Annotated in this window: 17 protein-coding genes; 4 read left to right on the forward strand and 13 right to left on the reverse strand. The window is 35.6% G+C overall.

Annotated features, from left to right (window positions below; all coding sequences use genetic code 11):
• Positions 1–69: 69 nt before the first annotated feature.
• From B2107_RS05165 to B2107_RS05175, 3 genes are all read right to left on the reverse strand, one after another.
• Positions 70–1,251 (reverse strand): FecR family protein, encoded by a 1,182-nt coding sequence (locus tag B2107_RS05165; protein WP_293953775.1) that lies wholly within the window; start codon positions 1,249–1,251, stop codon positions 70–72.
• Between the two features lie 86 nt (positions 1,252–1,337).
• Positions 1,338–1,850, reverse strand: coding sequence for a sigma-70 family RNA polymerase sigma factor (locus B2107_RS05170; protein ID WP_293953777.1), 513 nt, complete (start codon positions 1,848–1,850; stop codon positions 1,338–1,340).
• A 739-nt stretch (positions 1,851–2,589) separates the two neighbouring features.
• Positions 2,590–3,129 carry a hypothetical protein gene (locus B2107_RS05175; RefSeq protein WP_293953779.1) on the reverse strand — a complete coding sequence of 180 codons (540 nt, stop codon included), beginning with the start codon at positions 3,127–3,129 and terminating at the stop codon, positions 2,590–2,592.
• A 198-nt stretch (positions 3,130–3,327) separates the two neighbouring features.
• Between B2107_RS05175 and B2107_RS05180 the strand changes: the two genes are divergently transcribed.
• Positions 3,328–3,495, forward strand: a complete 168-nt coding sequence (locus B2107_RS05180; RefSeq protein ID WP_293953781.1) for a hypothetical protein — start codon at positions 3,328–3,330, stop codon at positions 3,493–3,495.
• 566 nt (positions 3,496–4,061) lie between these two features.
• Here the strand turns inward: B2107_RS05180 and B2107_RS05185 are convergent.
• The 3 genes from B2107_RS05185 to B2107_RS05195 form a co-directional block, all read right to left on the reverse strand.
• Positions 4,062–4,268: a hypothetical protein gene (locus B2107_RS05185; protein WP_293953782.1), complete on the reverse strand. Its 207-nt coding sequence runs from the start codon at positions 4,266–4,268 to the stop codon at positions 4,062–4,064.
• Positions 4,255–4,752 (reverse strand): hypothetical protein, encoded by a 498-nt coding sequence (locus tag B2107_RS05190; RefSeq protein ID WP_293953784.1) that lies wholly within the window; start codon positions 4,750–4,752, stop codon positions 4,255–4,257. The genes B2107_RS05185 and B2107_RS05190 overlap by 14 nt, the downstream gene beginning before the upstream one ends.
• Before the next feature lie 156 nt (positions 4,753–4,908).
• Positions 4,909–5,655 (reverse strand): metallophosphoesterase, encoded by a 747-nt coding sequence (locus B2107_RS05195; RefSeq protein ID WP_293953786.1) that lies wholly within the window; start codon positions 5,653–5,655, stop codon positions 4,909–4,911.
• Between the two features lie 202 nt (positions 5,656–5,857).
• Between B2107_RS05195 and B2107_RS05200 the strand changes: the two genes are divergently transcribed.
• Positions 5,858–6,877 (forward strand): Rpn family recombination-promoting nuclease/putative transposase, encoded by a 1,020-nt coding sequence (locus tag B2107_RS05200; RefSeq protein ID WP_293953788.1) that lies wholly within the window; start codon positions 5,858–5,860, stop codon positions 6,875–6,877.
• A gap of 395 nt (positions 6,878–7,272) precedes the next feature.
• Here the strand turns inward: B2107_RS05200 and B2107_RS05205 are convergent, their stop codons facing one another.
• Complete coding sequence (locus B2107_RS05205; RefSeq protein WP_293954075.1) at positions 7,273–7,734, reverse strand: SDR family NAD(P)-dependent oxidoreductase; 462 nt, start codon at positions 7,732–7,734, stop codon at positions 7,273–7,275.
• Positions 7,735–8,682: 948 nt separating this feature from the next.
• On the opposite strand from B2107_RS05205, the gene B2107_RS05210 reads away from it, so the two are divergent.
• Positions 8,683–9,825 (forward strand): TlpA family protein disulfide reductase, encoded by a 1,143-nt coding sequence (locus B2107_RS05210; RefSeq protein ID WP_293953790.1) that lies wholly within the window; start codon positions 8,683–8,685, stop codon positions 9,823–9,825.
• Between the two features lie 115 nt (positions 9,826–9,940).
• On the opposite strand, the gene B2107_RS05215 is transcribed toward B2107_RS05210, so the two are convergent.
• Positions 9,941–10,123, reverse strand: a complete 183-nt coding sequence (locus B2107_RS05215; protein WP_293887902.1) for a hypothetical protein — start codon at positions 10,121–10,123, stop codon at positions 9,941–9,943.
• Between the two features lie 558 nt (positions 10,124–10,681).
• Between B2107_RS05215 and B2107_RS05220 the strand changes: the two genes are divergently transcribed.
• Positions 10,682–11,659 (forward strand): tetratricopeptide repeat protein, encoded by a 978-nt coding sequence (locus B2107_RS05220; protein WP_293953792.1) that lies wholly within the window; start codon positions 10,682–10,684, stop codon positions 11,657–11,659.
• Between the two features lie 320 nt (positions 11,660–11,979).
• Here the strand turns inward: B2107_RS05220 and B2107_RS05225 are convergent, their stop codons facing one another.
• From B2107_RS05225 to B2107_RS05245, 5 genes are all read right to left on the reverse strand, one after another.
• Positions 11,980–12,267: a hypothetical protein gene (locus tag B2107_RS05225; protein ID WP_293953794.1), complete on the reverse strand. Its 288-nt coding sequence runs from the start codon at positions 12,265–12,267 to the stop codon at positions 11,980–11,982.
• Between the two features lie 24 nt (positions 12,268–12,291).
• Positions 12,292–12,699, reverse strand: a complete 408-nt coding sequence (locus B2107_RS05230; RefSeq protein ID WP_293953796.1) for a GNAT family N-acetyltransferase — start codon at positions 12,697–12,699, stop codon at positions 12,292–12,294.
• 84 nt (positions 12,700–12,783) lie between these two features.
• The gene (locus B2107_RS05235; RefSeq protein ID WP_293953798.1) at positions 12,784–13,041 is read right to left on the reverse strand and encodes a DUF7660 family protein; all 258 of its coding nucleotides are present in this window, start codon (positions 13,039–13,041) and stop codon (positions 12,784–12,786) included.
• 232 nt (positions 13,042–13,273) lie between these two features.
• Positions 13,274–13,924 carry a hypothetical protein gene (locus tag B2107_RS05240; protein WP_293953800.1) on the reverse strand — a complete coding sequence of 217 codons (651 nt, stop codon included), beginning with the start codon at positions 13,922–13,924 and terminating at the stop codon, positions 13,274–13,276.
• 200 nt (positions 13,925–14,124) lie between these two features.
• Positions 14,125–14,616 (reverse strand): hypothetical protein, encoded by a 492-nt coding sequence (locus tag B2107_RS05245; RefSeq protein WP_293953802.1) that lies wholly within the window; start codon positions 14,614–14,616, stop codon positions 14,125–14,127.
• Between the last annotated feature and the right edge of the window lie 64 nt (positions 14,617–14,680).

Below are 14,680 nucleotides of genomic sequence, written 5' to 3' on the forward strand. Positions count from 1 at the left end.
TATTAATTTAGGTTTTTCGCTTTTTTACATACAAAGTCCTCCTCAATAAGTTTATTGGTTTACAATTAGTTATCGGTTTACAATTAGTTTATCCTTGTCAATGGTCAATTTATAACCTGTCAAATCTTTTAGTACATTACAAAGTTCCGCCAGCGTTACATCTCTTTTCATGCTACCTTCATATCGTTCATTATTTAAAGGTATCTTGCAATCGACCTGAATTCCATACCAGCGGCTTATTTCATCAAGTATCTGTTGCATATCTTTATTTTTAAAATAAAAATAACCGTCTTTGAAGGCTGTGGCTTCGGCTTTACTGGCTAAAGGAAAAGTCTTCAGTTTTTTTTCGATAATCTCCGTCTCGCTACCGGCATTCATATAGATTTCGTGTTCTTCGTTGCTGACTTTAAGCTTTCCTTCTGTCAATGACACTCTCGTATTTGCACGATAGGAATTTACATTGAAAGCAGTTCCGATCGCTTGTATATTGATATGATTTGTTTCAACGATAAAAGGCCTATGTACATCTTTCGCAACTTCAAAATAGGCTTCACCTTTTAGTATCACTCGCCGCTCTTTTTTATCAAAATTTGCTTTATAGCTGAGTTCTGAGGCAGCATTTACCCACACTTTAGTGCCATCGCTAAGAGTTAATACCATAGTAGACCGTTTGGGAACTATTAAGGTGTTACGTAGGTTTTCTGTTGAGTTCGATGCGTATACAAGTTGCCCATCTTTTAATTCGATACCCTGAGCAAAATATTGGATGGCTTTTTTTTCGGTCAATCGTATTTCTTTTCTCCCCTCAATTTTTAAAATTGCACCTGCTCTTCCGGGAAGAACATCATTTTTGTGTCCATATATCTTATCAGGAATTAAATAGCTTACCGAGTTTTCGTCCTTTTGTTTTTGCCATAACAGTGTTAGGGCAAGTATTACAGCAGCCGCTATTCCAATAATTTTGTAAGGTATTTTGTTTAAGGAGAGGTATTTCTTTTTTGGTTGTAGAACAGCCTTCTTTGCCGTGAATTTTTGCTGTGTGATTAGCCATTCTTTGTTTACATCTATTTTATGAAGATCAAATGGAGCATAAATATCAGTATGTGATAGCCGACGAGACAAGCTATCCTTTGCGCTGGGATATTTTTGTAATAGATTTTTTAACTGGTCTTCTTTGTCGGATGGTAGCTCACCATCTTTTAATAGAAGAGCAATCAGTTCTGCTAATAATATTTTGTCGGTTTTTATCATAATTCATAAGCTAAATAACTTGAAGGGTCGATATGGGTGATCGACTCATCGAAAAAAGTGGAAGATTATTTTTAAAGCGTTGTATGTTAGAGTGTAAAAAAAATATAAAGTATGCTTAGAAATTTCCTTTTGAGCAGATTTATCGCCCGCATCCGTTGTGTTTTTACCGTATTTACCGAAACATTGAGTTCCTGTGCCACCTCCTCGTACTTCATTCCGTCCAGATAGATTAAGCGGCAGACTCGTTGACAACCTTCGGGCAGTTCATTGAGTTCCCGATGAAGAGCTCCGATCAATTCTGCATTTATTAAATTATCTAGGATATCGTTTTCATCCGGTTGGTCCGTATTAAATTGGCCCCGTACACGATCAAATACCACATTTCTTCGCTTGATATTCATCGCTAAATTTTTTACAGCGCTATAAAGGAAGCTTTTGATGACGGGCTCTCCCTTTAGTAGCAAGTCCTGTCTACCCATTAGAACGACAAATGCGTCCTGCACGATGTCTTTTGCAATTTCCTCTGAGCCAACCCATGGAAACGCAAATACACTGAGTTGCAGAAAATATTTGTTAAAATAATATTCTGTGGATAACATATCGTTTGCTTTTTTATGTAAAATATAAATTTTAAAAGTGATTTAAAGAATAATATTAGAGATTTTACGTAGGTAAAACCTTTTACAATTTTGAAGGTTCATGAGTGCTGGTCCACTTGTCAGCAGCATAATTCATCGCCTTTACGAGCTGGCTCTTGGTTGAAGTGTTCTTTATTTCCTTTGCGAACCGTATTCCGATTTCATTGCTCAGCGGAAAACCGAGGATTATTTTTGAAATTTATGCATAATCATTTGGTTAGTATATATTTATACTGGTTGTATGGTACTTAACAATGTATACGTGGAAATAACCACCCTTTCGTGGAGTTATCTCAAAAACCTTAGATTCCATAGGCATGCCAGGTCATCATTTATTATAGTCGTTCAGCCTCCCGTACCCAGCTGGTAAGATGTGGTTGGCGAAGATACAATTGCGGACACTATATTGGACCGGATTGTGCATACTTCACATCAAATTGAACTAAGGTTTATAGTTTAAGAATATAAGCGTAATATTGTCAGGCTATTGGTGAAAATCCCCCAGATCACCAAAATCTGACGTGTCAGTATTGCCGGAAAGGGAATAACATCATCGGAATATGCGATACACTATCGAAACCTCCAAATCGATAATGATCTTGTCGGAAATGCAATTGGACCTGGAGTTTTGGGACGGAGAAGGCCTTTAATAATGATTTTTCTGTAATTCATTCAACGGATATAAACGTGAAAATGGATATCAGGTTCTTGCTAATGTATCAACTATAAAAATTGGCTCGTCAAAGATTTCATCATCTTCCAGATACCCAGAATAATTGGCTCCGTTAAATTCTTCTATCTCTTTATAAGCGATTTCCCGTGGCAACCATTCAAGATCTATGAATGGCATGATTACCATGGTATAAATACAATCAATACTATTTGATTCGCCCTGTTCAATATATGTTTTCGAAGAAAAAGGAATTTCATTACCTAATTTCCATGCGAGGAAAAAGTTAAAAATACTCACCCAGATCACATACACCTCTGATGCTCCAATACATACTTCAAAATTTATCCCACGATCTTCTTTAATGAAAGGCCTAAACCTCTTGATCTGATATTGTGGGAAATCGTTGTGAAACTTATCCAAAATTTTATTCACAAGATCAGGATTTTCCTGTTCGAATTTGTCACTCCGCTTATAGATATCTATTAATTTAGGAGATCCATTTTCATAGTGTTTCCAAAAGAAATCCCTATCAAAATAATTATTAATTACGCTCTTAATTTTTTCCATATATAAATTATTGACAACCTGTCATTGGAATTTCGAGACCGTGCGGCCACTCAGATTCGAAGATACTGTTACTTCTGCACATATTTCTTATCTGCTATCCCATTTTGTTATGATATATACAGGAAATATATGCTTAATTGTATTTAAGGCGATTTTATTAGTTACTTTCAGATGATAATAAGTCATGTTAGACTTTAAATGAAGTGTATTTATATAAGATTAGATTATAAAACATTACAACAATACTATAGTGAAGTTGGTGAATATGGCCGCAAACTATATTTAAAGAATGAAGCTATCCGTGCAGGCAATTGGGATTTGTACGAAACGACTTTAAAAAAAGAATTTCCTGCTGATGGTGACTAAGAGATAAGAGAAGCCAATGGTGCTGGAAAAACAGTAGGAGTAAATTTAGTTCCGATAAAGGCAATACCTCCGTTTCAATATCTCGAGACCTTCGCGAAATATAGCGTTGCGGAAATATACATTTCTTCACTGTCGATCGTCGTCGTCTAATCCTCACACCCAATATAGGATGTGTTTGCACTGGCGGGCTGGCCGCCTTGTATGTAGCAAAGAAACCTTTCCTGCAGCAGGTCGGATCCATAACAATCATACCAAACTTTTTCGTTTAAGCTTTCCATAGATTCCTATTTACGTGTTGAAAGTTGTCTTCTCAATTTAAAGACGGTATATCCGATCAAGGGAAATATGGCTGAGAGAATAATATAGATGCATTTCGCTTGAAATTGCCAATTTATATTCATTGGGAACGGAATTTCTTTGAAGAAACCAGCTATTAAAACATCATATGCTATGTAATAGGCCTCAGGAATCACCCATAGAATGGTGATACCTATATTTATGTTAAACTGATAATTTCCCGTTATGAGTATACAAAATATTAACATCAGTAGTCCAATCAATGCTGGCTAGAATATGGGGGATATCTTTCTATTTCTCTGCGCCTGTAGGTATCCTGCATAAATAAGTGCTGCAACTTGAAATCCAAATATAATCAGGTTAAAATTTAAACTCCCCGTAAAATACCTCAGCCAATCTCCGTCTGTTAAGACAACATAAAATGTCAGAGCCATAAAACTGAGATGTACAAAGAGTGGAGCGTTAATTCTCTTCATTATCTACATTACGTTTGTGAAATCTTAATGTCTTTATCGATTTAAGAAGATCCTGTTCTGTTTGCGCTTTCAGGTTTGAACCATGAAGGTTAAATCGCACTTTTGAAGGGTCTCCCCATAGGTTGCCGATATACACTCCGGTGGTTCCTTTCCCGGATATCCTAGGAAAGACGATTTTCGCTCTTTTGTTATCAATGGTATCCCATGATACATTTTGTTTTCTGTATAGATCGGCATCAATATTCATCGACATCATATCTTTAACAACAATGAAATTGGAGGAGTCTAAGTTATATTCCTCTATCATCGGTCGAGTGATAACCTGAATATTTGGTTCTGTCAATGTATTTGAATACATGCCCAGATCGAAGTAAAGCGTATCCGTGTTGTCTACAGCAATTGCTCCGACGTAACTGTCGATTCCATTTTGTTTGACCTGCTGCCATTTATAGGGAACTTCAAGCGTAAAAAGACCAAAATCCATTCTTTTTGTGCGAGATGGATCTTTGCACCTAATAGCGAGTATAGTAAGGGCAGAAATATGGAATAGTTTTATGATCAGTTTCATGCTATGGCTTATGCGTTGAATCTACAAAATCCAGCTGAAAAGTATAAGGAGTTATTGAATTAAGAAGGTTATTTATAGCTCGATAATAAGGCTGTTATTAAATCCGTTATAAACTTCATTAATATAACCATGCGGATTGCAAATGATTTCGGTGTCACCTATTGAATAACGTGGCGGATCATGTACATGGCCATGGATCCAATAGGAAGGTTGATGCTTTAAGATAAAGGCTTCCATATCCGTGACGTAGGCAGCGCTGAGCGGATCGTCCAAATACTTCATTGGCAGTGATCTTATACTTGGCGCATGGTGTGTTATTACGATACGATGTTTGGCTTGGTTGGCGTTAAGACTTTCCTCCAGCCATTGTCTCGAAGTTTGTTGGATTCTAAACGTATCAATACTTCTCAATTTGGCATAATGCTTCCCCAAGCTGATCTTCTTATAATCATTCATACGGCTTTGGCATAGCGATCCATAGAACGCAGGATTGCCCATTAAAGAAAAATCAGTCCATAGTGTGCAGCCATGGAAACAAACGTGGTCGATCTCCAAATATTCATTTTCCAGCACATGTATATTTGAATTGTTTGCAGCATCCTTAATTTTATATAGTGTCTTCGGATATGCGCCCTTGTAATACTCATGATTGCCCAGCACGTAGATGATGGGTATATCCAAAGAAAGTGATTTGAGCCAGCCGATCCCTTTTACTCCTATATCAGTATCTCCAGCCAGTACAAGTACATCCGCTACATTCAGATTGAAATCGTTGTATCCAAATTCTCTACGTAGGTCGCTAACGATGTGGATTTTCATCTTTGTCTTGTTTTGTCTCAGATTCTAATTTTAACTCACCAGCACTGAATGAGAGGGGGTATGTATAGCCGCATTTTACGGCATGTCCAATTAAAGTTGTCAGAAAGGGTATTACTTTCCTATCTATGTTTTTTTTGCTAATTAATTTAGTATTTTTTAATTTATTATTGTATATTTGCCTAATAACCAATTAATAAATATTATGGCTAGATCAAAAAAACATTTGGGTAGATATGTAGATCCACGTACCGATTTCGGTTGGAAATTTTACTTTGGTAGAGAGGACAACAAAATCTTACTAATTGAGTTTCTCAATAGTCTATTTCATGGAGAGAAGACAATTTCGGATCTAAGATATAAGCCTGTAGAACAAGATGGCGATTATGAGGAAATGCGTCGTGTTGTATTTGATTTACATTGTATTGGCAGCGATGGTGAGGTTTTCATCATTGAGATGCAGCAGCTCTTTCAAGAATTTTTTAAGGACCGCGCGGTGTATTATACCTCACGTCTCATCAATAAACAATTAGCGCGAGGTAAGAAGGGTAGTGATTATTACCTACCAGAGGTTTACTTTATTGGTATTTTGGAGTTTGACATGGATAGAAATAGAAGTTCTGGTATATCCCGTGTCACAGAGCGTCCTTATTTCTATGATGTGGCGCTGTGTGACAAATTGACCAAAGAAATATTTTATGATAAATTGGGATATAAAATGATTTCGCTTCCATTATTTAATAAACAGCCAGAAGAGCTAAAGACAGTTATGGATCAGTGGTTGTACTTACTTAAACATTTGAGTACCATGGATAGATTGCCAACATTTTTGGATAAAAGAATATTTGGTCTTATCTTTGAGATAGGAGAGATAGGTAAATTAACTGAGGAGGAACTAATGTCATACGAAGCAAGTTTAAAACATAAGCGTGATGCTGAGAGCGTATTTAATTCGGCTAAGAAATCCGGAGAAGCTTTAGGTCATGCTACAGGTCTAGCGGAAGGTCACGCTAAAGGTCTCGCTAAAGGACTAGCAGAAGGTAAAGCCAAAGGACTAGTAGAAGGTAAAGCCAAAGGACTAGCAGAAGGTAAAGCCAAAGGACTAGCAGAAGGGGAACGCAAAAAAGCTCTTGAGACTGCTAAAGCATTTAAGGAAATGGGGCTACCTATAGCTGATATTGCTAAAGGCACAGGGCTTTCAGTCGAAGAGGTCGAAAAACTCTAAGGTTCGCTATTGGGTTTCTATGTATTCAACATTGCAGATGTAACTGTTGAAATAATTGTATCTAAATTCTCTATGCAAGTATCTAATAAGATGGATTTTCATTTTAGATTATATTAGTCAATTAAATGCCAGTCGCAATAACAAAAACGAAATTGTTTTACTGTTTGAGTTCTGGCTAGCTTCCCACTATTACACCTAATGATGCTCTACCTTGAAAATTAGCGGGGTCTTTATATAGAAAACATTAATTATAAGGCTAATGAAGACAATGAATATCAGTCGAACTTTTTCTCCCTTATTGCCTATTAAAATCCGATAGATAATATTTTAAATTCTAATTCTAAGATTAGATATACCTAGTGGCTAACACTAAGTATATCATAAACCGCGCATATTTATCTGCGAATGGTAACACCGCCATCTACCGCCAGATAAGAACCTGAAATATAAGAGGCTTCGTTTGAAGACAAGAAAACAATTGCGTTAGCAATTTCTTCCGCTTGCCCGATTCGTTTCAATGGAACTGCTGCTGCTATGGCATTTTTTATATCTGGAGGCGTTTGCTGATTCATAGGTGTATCGGTCAATCCGGGAGCAACCACGTTTACTCTTACTTTTCTGTCTGCCAGTTCAGTCGCTGCGGTTCGTGCGATCGCATCGACTGCACTTTTTGTAGCTGCATAAGCACCCATTTGTGCATACCCGCTCACAGAGACTCCAGATGAGATAAGAACAACAGAAGCTCCTTCTGATAAGTGAGGGATTAATTTTTGCAAAGTAAAGAATAGTCCTTTAACATTGATGTTATAAAGGTCATCAAAAACCTCTTCGGTTGTATCTTGTAGGAAGTATTCAATATTACAGCTTCACTAAGCAGTTCAATTACCACCTTGATGACAATTGCTTATTGACCGATGATCACGTGCAGAAGTATATAGCCATTATCCAGGCGTGGGGAATTAAAGTGGATAAAGGACGATATTCGATGAAAAAGTATATAAAGGAAAAAAAACCTTGAGTCTGGGAGGATCTCAAGGCTTCCTAATTACTACCTATTTTTGAAAAGTACTATTAATACAATATCAAATCCTGTTTGGTTTTTAAAAAAATAAAAACGGCCGACTTACCGCTACTAAGTATAAAGGAATAAATATTATGAAGTCTTTTTATTAAATTACAAATCACTGCAAATTGCAGTAATGACAGGGAGTGGTGCGATAAGTCATATACTTAATACCGAGGGTTTCATTAATATTGTATTTCTATACCGGGGGTACATTCCATTCATAATTATTTATCAGAAACTAGCATTCCATATCTTAAATCAAGTTTAATATGATATTTATTATAATTATTTTAAAAATATAAAACTGCCATTATTCAATCGCTCTCAAATACAGTGCTTATTGATTAAAATTTGCTTAACAAAAGATAATTTTAAACAGAATATTTTCATTTTTTTGAAGAAATGATGGTATGATTCGTCAAATATAGGGGGATAATTCGCTTTTTGTAGATTATCAGTAATTTGTTTATGATTAAATTAATATCTTAGTTTTGAACTCAATTTAAATTATGATCTCAGTTATACACATAAAAAAATCATTTGTAAGCAATTCTTCTATTACTATTTGCGAATTATTGCTTTACTTAAATGTTAAGCATACTAGAAACCTGTAGCAAGTCAACTCTATCTGGTGGTTTGCAGATCTGTATATGTTCGTTGTCAGGAGGTATTTGCTATCCGTAATCCATATTGGGCGCTATACTTTTAGCGCCTATTTTCCAACTATTATAAAAAACATATGCGTTTACTTCATTTATTGTTATTTCTCCTAATTTCTTGTCAACTTTTATGGGGGCAAAAGAACGTCAAGCTTAAAATCCACCTTGAAGGTATACATAAAGAGGTATTTAACATCCATTTCTATGATGGTCTCGTGCAAGATTTTATTGATGCTAGTCAGAAAGATACCTTGATGCAGCTAGAGAGACTCACTTATACACCTTATCCAAGGATCTTGATTTCTTATAAAGGCAAATACTATAATTATCTTATTAACAAGCAAACTTCTACCATAAATATACATTATGATTCAAGTAAAGCGGATTTTCCATTTTATTCTGACCAAACTGATCATATTACACCGATATATGATACACTTTCAAGTCCCATTTTTCGCGAATTAAGAAGCTGTTTAAAAACTGAGCGATTGCAACTTATTGATTTATATAGCAAACATGGATCTGAAATTCGCACGAATGATTCAGTCAAGTTTGTGTTGAGGAATTTAACTAAAGAAATGAATTCAAAAACAATGGATGTATTAACGTCTTACCCAGACGATTTTTTCTCTTTTTTATATTTTAAAGAGCAAGTACTCATTCCAACACTGTTAGTCGAAGATGATTCTGAATACTATAATAATCTATTGGCTTACTATAACCGCACGTTTCCTCGCGAATTTAGACTTACCGTTGAAGGTAAACAGATAGTCAAAGATATGGAACAAAAAATTACTCCAATACTTATCAAAGAAGGTGAGATGATGCCGGATATTTATTTTAAAGATATTTATGGGGATACAATTTTTTTTAAGAATCAATGGGAAAGCTTTGTGTTACTGGATTTTTGGGCAAGTTGGTGTGGGCCTTGCCTAGAGCAAATCCCTGACATAAGACTTTTACGTAATACTTTTTCCGAGGACTTGTTGAAGATTGTAGGCATTTCAATAGATCGTGATTCAGTAAGCTTTTTAAAAAGTATCAAAGAAAATGAGATGAGCTGGGTTCACAGTTTTGATCGAGGAGGTGTACTTAGTGGTTCATTAGGTTTTACCAGTATTCCAAGGATAGTACTGCTGGATCGAAATGGTAAGATTGTGTACTATAAACATGGAGGACATATTGATATGCAGAAGATAAACGCCATACTTCGGGAAGACTAATGTCAGTTTAATCAATTTTCTGGATGGGCAGCTTGCGAACAGGTGTTCTAAGTCCTCTGTGTCTAATTCACTTAAGTTTTGTAAGCTTTAAGTATGCTAAGAGCCTGTAAAGTAACTATTTTGGTAACTTCATAAGTAGTTCCTTTGCAGGCACTTCTTGAATTTTACCATCAACTTTTACTACCAAACTCTCACCCTTTGCAGCACTTTCTTCTGCCAATTTTCGTAAAGCCTTTTGCACTCCTAAACGAATTCGTTCAGCAAGATTGATATTTTCACTATTTACCTTATCGTTCATTATGGTATTTCGATTTTAGTGTAGACCAAATTTCGCTATTTGAAACGAATTCTTCAAATTTATCACCTTGAGCAATTATTTCGGGTATTAGATCCATGGTAACACGGTGTAACTAGCGATTGTTTTTCCTGCTCCGTTGCAGCCAGAGATAATTTAGATATTTGGCATATGCTTTTGTTGTTAAAATAGCGAAAATTGATTAAATTTTAATTTCTTATTTAAAATGGGTTATTTTAGTAGCACTAGTTTATTCACTTCAAAAGCGGAAGGAGCACAAAGTTCGAGTGGGCTTTTTTAACAGCCTTACAGTGTCCCCTAAACAGTTCTACTTTCAAACTCATACCTTAGCCATATCAATTTATAATCATCTTGAAAGTTAATAGCTGTAAACATATTAATTCAGCATAAATAATGTATATTAGGCTTGGGTATTAACCTTGCCCGATTGAAAAGAAGCATGTCATGATAGTAACTAATAAAAGTAGCATGTATTTTGATTTTAATAGTTAAAAAGATGATCGCTATATTGGTCGAAAGTCTCATAGCTAATAGCAAGGAATGTATAAATCAATTTTACAAGCTTCACATTGTTTAATTCAAAAACTGACACCACAAATGAGAAATAAGATATTGACGCTATTACTTTTATTAACAGCCTTAACATCCTACGGACAAAAGAAAATGGAACAGACATTCTTCACTTGGGACAATTTTGTTAGCGGTTTTGCCAAAGAAATGGTTTCTGCCGAAGACGTTTTTAATAGTATGGTCAAGAGTGGTCTTAAAGACAATTGCTTAACAAAAATGGACTTCACTTTTATCTCAGATAAAAGCGAGAACTTACAAAAGCTTGGAGAATTTATTAAGGTACACTATCCATACACTGTTCAAGAAGTTAAGAAATACGGAAAATTGTGGGAACTAAACTGCGAGACAAATGAAATTCCAATGACAGCCGACAACTTACTTTTTTGGGGTTTGGATATGTACAAAAGAGGTTTTGAATTTGATACAAAACTTGACGCTTATGGGGGACCTTTTGACCCGAAGGGACAGAAATTTCCAGTAATTGACACAACAAAGGCGGACTATTATTTTGACAAAGGTTTAGCATGTTATAACAATGGAGATTTAAGCGGAGCAATATTTAATTGGAACATAACAATCCAAATTGACCCAAAAGACCCAAATGCTTACTATTCAAGAGCCATCGTAAAAAACGAGCTATACACTTGGAAATTGGCACTTAAAGACTACGACAAAGCCATAGAAATTGCGCCAAAATTTGCGAGTGCTTTAATAAATCGTGGTGGACTTAAAGATGAAAATGGAGATTACGACGGTGCAATCGCTGACTATGAAACGGTTTTGCAACTTGATAAATTGGAGCAGGAAGCAAAACAACAAGCATATTTTAATTTAGGGAACACTTATTTCAATATAAAAGACAAAAAGAGAGCTTGCGAAAATTGGAATAAAGCACTGGACAACGGAGCAGAATATGCAAAAGAACGAATTAATGAATACTGCAAATAGAAAAACTGCTTATAACAAGGTAGTTCTAAGAGTGGGGTTTAAAGGCTTCTATTAAAATTAGCGCAAAAATGAACGAGTGACACAGTTTGAGTTACACTCCACACTTCCCCATTTAGATGTTTTCTTAAATATCAATTCTTCAAGAATTTACTACTCCCAATTTGTCAAATGCCATTTTGCCAATTCCCAGTTATCGTCAGGATCGATTCGATAGTCAAACTGTCTAGGGGAGGAGTTAGCTGTAATAATTTATTGCAGAAAGCTATTTGAGATTTCAGGATCGTAGACTCTCCAAATTAATTCTCGAGTTTTATTCAAAGTTATTCTTGCAAGAAATAAGGCGTTAGGCCTGTCCTTATTTTTCCTTTTATTTCAATATCTAAATAATCGCCATATTTGTCAATTACTTCAACTTCACTTTTTGAAGGCATTCCATTGTCGATTAAATCCTCTAGATCTATCATAATTGATAAATGCCATGCGAAAACTATTTTTGGTTCAAATTCCTTTAATGAAGTATTGACGACGGCTACTCCAGGTAAACCATCTTGTTGAAAATTAAGCAAGGAATAGGATTCATCGAGTAATATTACTTTAAAATCTGTCATATATTTTATAACCTTAACCTTCTCTCAGTGATCATTACCTTTATAGATCCACATCGGTTCTGTTTGACCAGCTCGTTCAAAGCCATTCTTTTTATAAAAGTCGATAGCATTTCCATCAGCAGTAAGCATGTGCATATGAAAATCCTTATAGACCTCTTGCATTTTATCCATAATCAAACGCCCAACCCCTTTGCCTTGATAGGAGGGTAGCACTAGTAGATGCGGATAATAAACGACTAGATATCCATCGGAAATGGCATTCCCCAAGCCTACCAATATTGCACCATCCCAGGCAGTAACCAAAGAATGCGAATTTAAGAGTGCTTTTATCAGTAGTTCTGGTTTATCGGCCGCACTCCATTTATTGGCTGCGTAAAGTTTCAGTATGTCGTTTTCGTTCAAATCTCCGTTCAGGATAATAGTTATGTTCATATATTATTCTGCAGTTTTTGTTGGTATATCTAGCAAATGTTCTTCGCTGGTAAACATGCGGACGAGTGGAAGGAATGGTTACTATTACTCGTAAACTTTCGCACCTTTGAAAATATCAGCAAATGTTGACCACTCAGCTTTTTCAGCATCTACATTTGCCTCTGTATTATCATAATACCCTTGGATATCTTCTGCGTATAAGGCCAAAGCCTCCAGAAAGTCGGGTAAAGTTTTGTTTTCCCAAGTTTCAGGATTTTGGAGCAGATCCTTATGCAGAAGACCAAGAAATTTAATGAAGCTTTGTCTGTCTGTGACTTTTAATTCGTACAATTGATTATCCATGTATTTTTACTTAATTGATTATAACACTTTTACCAGTTTAATAAATAAATGTCCTTTATTATCAATTACTAGTCAATGTTACTTGCAATATTTTGCAATAAGACTGGGTAATGGCGAGCGAGCTTACGGCAAGCAAATTAAGCACCACCGTTATATGCTGTGCTTCCTGTCATTCTGTAGTAGGTAATAGTTTGTCAGCTAAATATTGTTTCCATTTTTTCCCAGTAAACTCTCAATTTCCGCTTTGGATTTGAGCATTCGGAAGGTCTGCAAGAATTGCTGTTAAGTCGTTCCAAACATTTTTCAATTCATCGTCCTTGTTCTCAAAATTCAAACTAAATTTTCCATTTTTTACTTTTATATGCTTGAGAAAAATACCTTCTTTTGTCGAGCTCATTCTGTCCGCAAGTTGTATATAGTAACCTTGATAGTCTGGATAAGGAACTTGCTCCGGTTGTCTTTCTTCCCCTGAATAATAACGAAACAAAATGTCGTGTCCGTATTTGCTTAATTTTTCTTTCCAAAATAATGGTCTCGGAACTTCAGAAAGATCAGCGGTCAAATATATTTCTTTCTCGCTTGTCCAAGGCTTAAATGTTGTTTTTATTAGTTCTTGTTCTTCAATTTCAAGGCTGTTTGTAACTAGTCGAAAAGTCGCAGGAGTATAGAACTCTAAGCAAATTCCATTTTCGACTTCTCGTGCTTCGATATATTCAATGTAGTTGTCGTCACCAACATTTGTGAAATCTATGTCAAAAGTCCATTCGTAAATTTTTGACGGAATGATTTTGAAAGGCAAAATGTGTCTTTCTGAATTTGCCTTATAATTTGCTTTCACATTATAACCAACAATAATTTCAAGCGGATTTTCTTTTATTGCCAAAACGTGTCCGTCTTCAAAATAGAAGTTGTCGGACAACCATTTGTCAAGGTCGTTGAATGTATGTATGGTAGTTTTTAGCATTGTATATGTAGAGCGGCGACTTTGCGAAGTAACGTAGCCATATTGAAGATACGAAAGTGGAGCTGTTTTGCCAAGTCGGTTGTGGTATGCTGTCTTTCCTCAATCTTTAATAATTGCACCTACCTTAAAAGTTTTCTGTCCTCTGTCGGGCATAACGGAATTAATTCTATTTGAAAAAAATCCTTGATTAATTCCCAGTTACTTATATTCATACTACCATTCCCGTTTTTGTCGAGGTGGTCAATAACATTTAAAGTACCAATAATTTCAAAATTGTCTCGAAACTTCATAAAGTCTTTTCGGAAAATTAAAAATCCGTATGAACCTAAAAAGTATGGCCGAGTCTCAGGATGAATTGACCACATTTTATCAAGTTCGTTATCAGAATATTTGAAGTATTCACACTTTCTATTTCCTATTCCGAAGAATTCGATTTTATTAATGTTTGAAGTCGTCGGTTTTTCGAAACTGTCGTAGGTCAATGCCGCGAAAGTAAACCATTGCGGACTTCTGTCCTTGCGCGTATTCGTACAAAGCAACATTTTATATTTATTGTCAGCGGCTTTGAATGTTAACAAGTCTCCTCGATTAATATCTGTTATTTTTGCCATAGAATGGTTTGTCTCTGCATTGCAGGTAACAACTGTTTTTGTCAAACTAATATATAAAAAGTTA

This window comes from Sphingobacterium sp. UBA7855, assembly GCA_002500745.1.
Taxonomy (GTDB): Bacteria; Bacteroidota; Bacteroidia; order Sphingobacteriales; family Sphingobacteriaceae; genus Sphingobacterium.

Bases quoted from the DNA above. Each gene is read 5' to 3' on its own strand.
- B2107_RS05170 (WP_293953777.1), bottom strand. From the start codon at position 1,850: ATGTTATCCACAGAATATTATTTTAACAAATATTTTCTGCAACTCAGT.
- B2107_RS05245 (WP_293953802.1), bottom strand. From the start codon at position 14,616: ATGGCAAAAATAACAGATATTAATCGAGGAGACTTGTTAACATTCAAA.
- B2107_RS05200 (WP_293953788.1), top strand. From the start codon at position 5,858: ATGGCTAGATCAAAAAAACATTTGGGTAGATATGTAGATCCACGTACC.
- B2107_RS05220 (WP_293953792.1), top strand. From the start codon at position 10,682: ATGTATAAATCAATTTTACAAGCTTCACATTGTTTAATTCAAAAACTG.
- B2107_RS05230 (WP_293953796.1), bottom strand. From the start codon at position 12,699: ATGAACATAACTATTATCCTGAACGGAGATTTGAACGAAAACGACATA.
- B2107_RS05215 (WP_293887902.1), bottom strand. From the start codon at position 10,123: ATGAACGATAAGGTAAATAGTGAAAATATCAATCTTGCTGAACGAATT.
- B2107_RS05185 (WP_293953782.1), bottom strand. From the start codon at position 4,268: ATGAAGAGAATTAACGCTCCACTCTTTGTACATCTCAGTTTTATGGCT.
- B2107_RS05190 (WP_293953784.1), bottom strand. From the start codon at position 4,752: ATGGATTTTGGTCTTTTTACGCTTGAAGTTCCCTATAAATGGCAGCAG.
- B2107_RS05175 (WP_293953779.1), bottom strand. From the start codon at position 3,129: ATGGAAAAAATTAAGAGCGTAATTAATAATTATTTTGATAGGGATTTC.
- B2107_RS05180 (WP_293953781.1), top strand. From the start codon at position 3,328: ATGAAGTGTATTTATATAAGATTAGATTATAAAACATTACAACAATAC.
- B2107_RS05195 (WP_293953786.1), bottom strand. From the start codon at position 5,655: ATGAAAATCCACATCGTTAGCGACCTACGTAGAGAATTTGGATACAAC.
- B2107_RS05210 (WP_293953790.1), top strand. From the start codon at position 8,683: ATGCGTTTACTTCATTTATTGTTATTTCTCCTAATTTCTTGTCAACTT.
- B2107_RS05225 (WP_293953794.1), bottom strand. From the start codon at position 12,267: ATGACAGATTTTAAAGTAATATTACTCGATGAATCCTATTCCTTGCTT.
- B2107_RS05165 (WP_293953775.1), bottom strand. From the start codon at position 1,251: ATGATAAAAACCGACAAAATATTATTAGCAGAACTGATTGCTCTTCTA.
- B2107_RS05235 (WP_293953798.1), bottom strand. From the start codon at position 13,041: ATGGATAATCAATTGTACGAATTAAAAGTCACAGACAGACAAAGCTTC.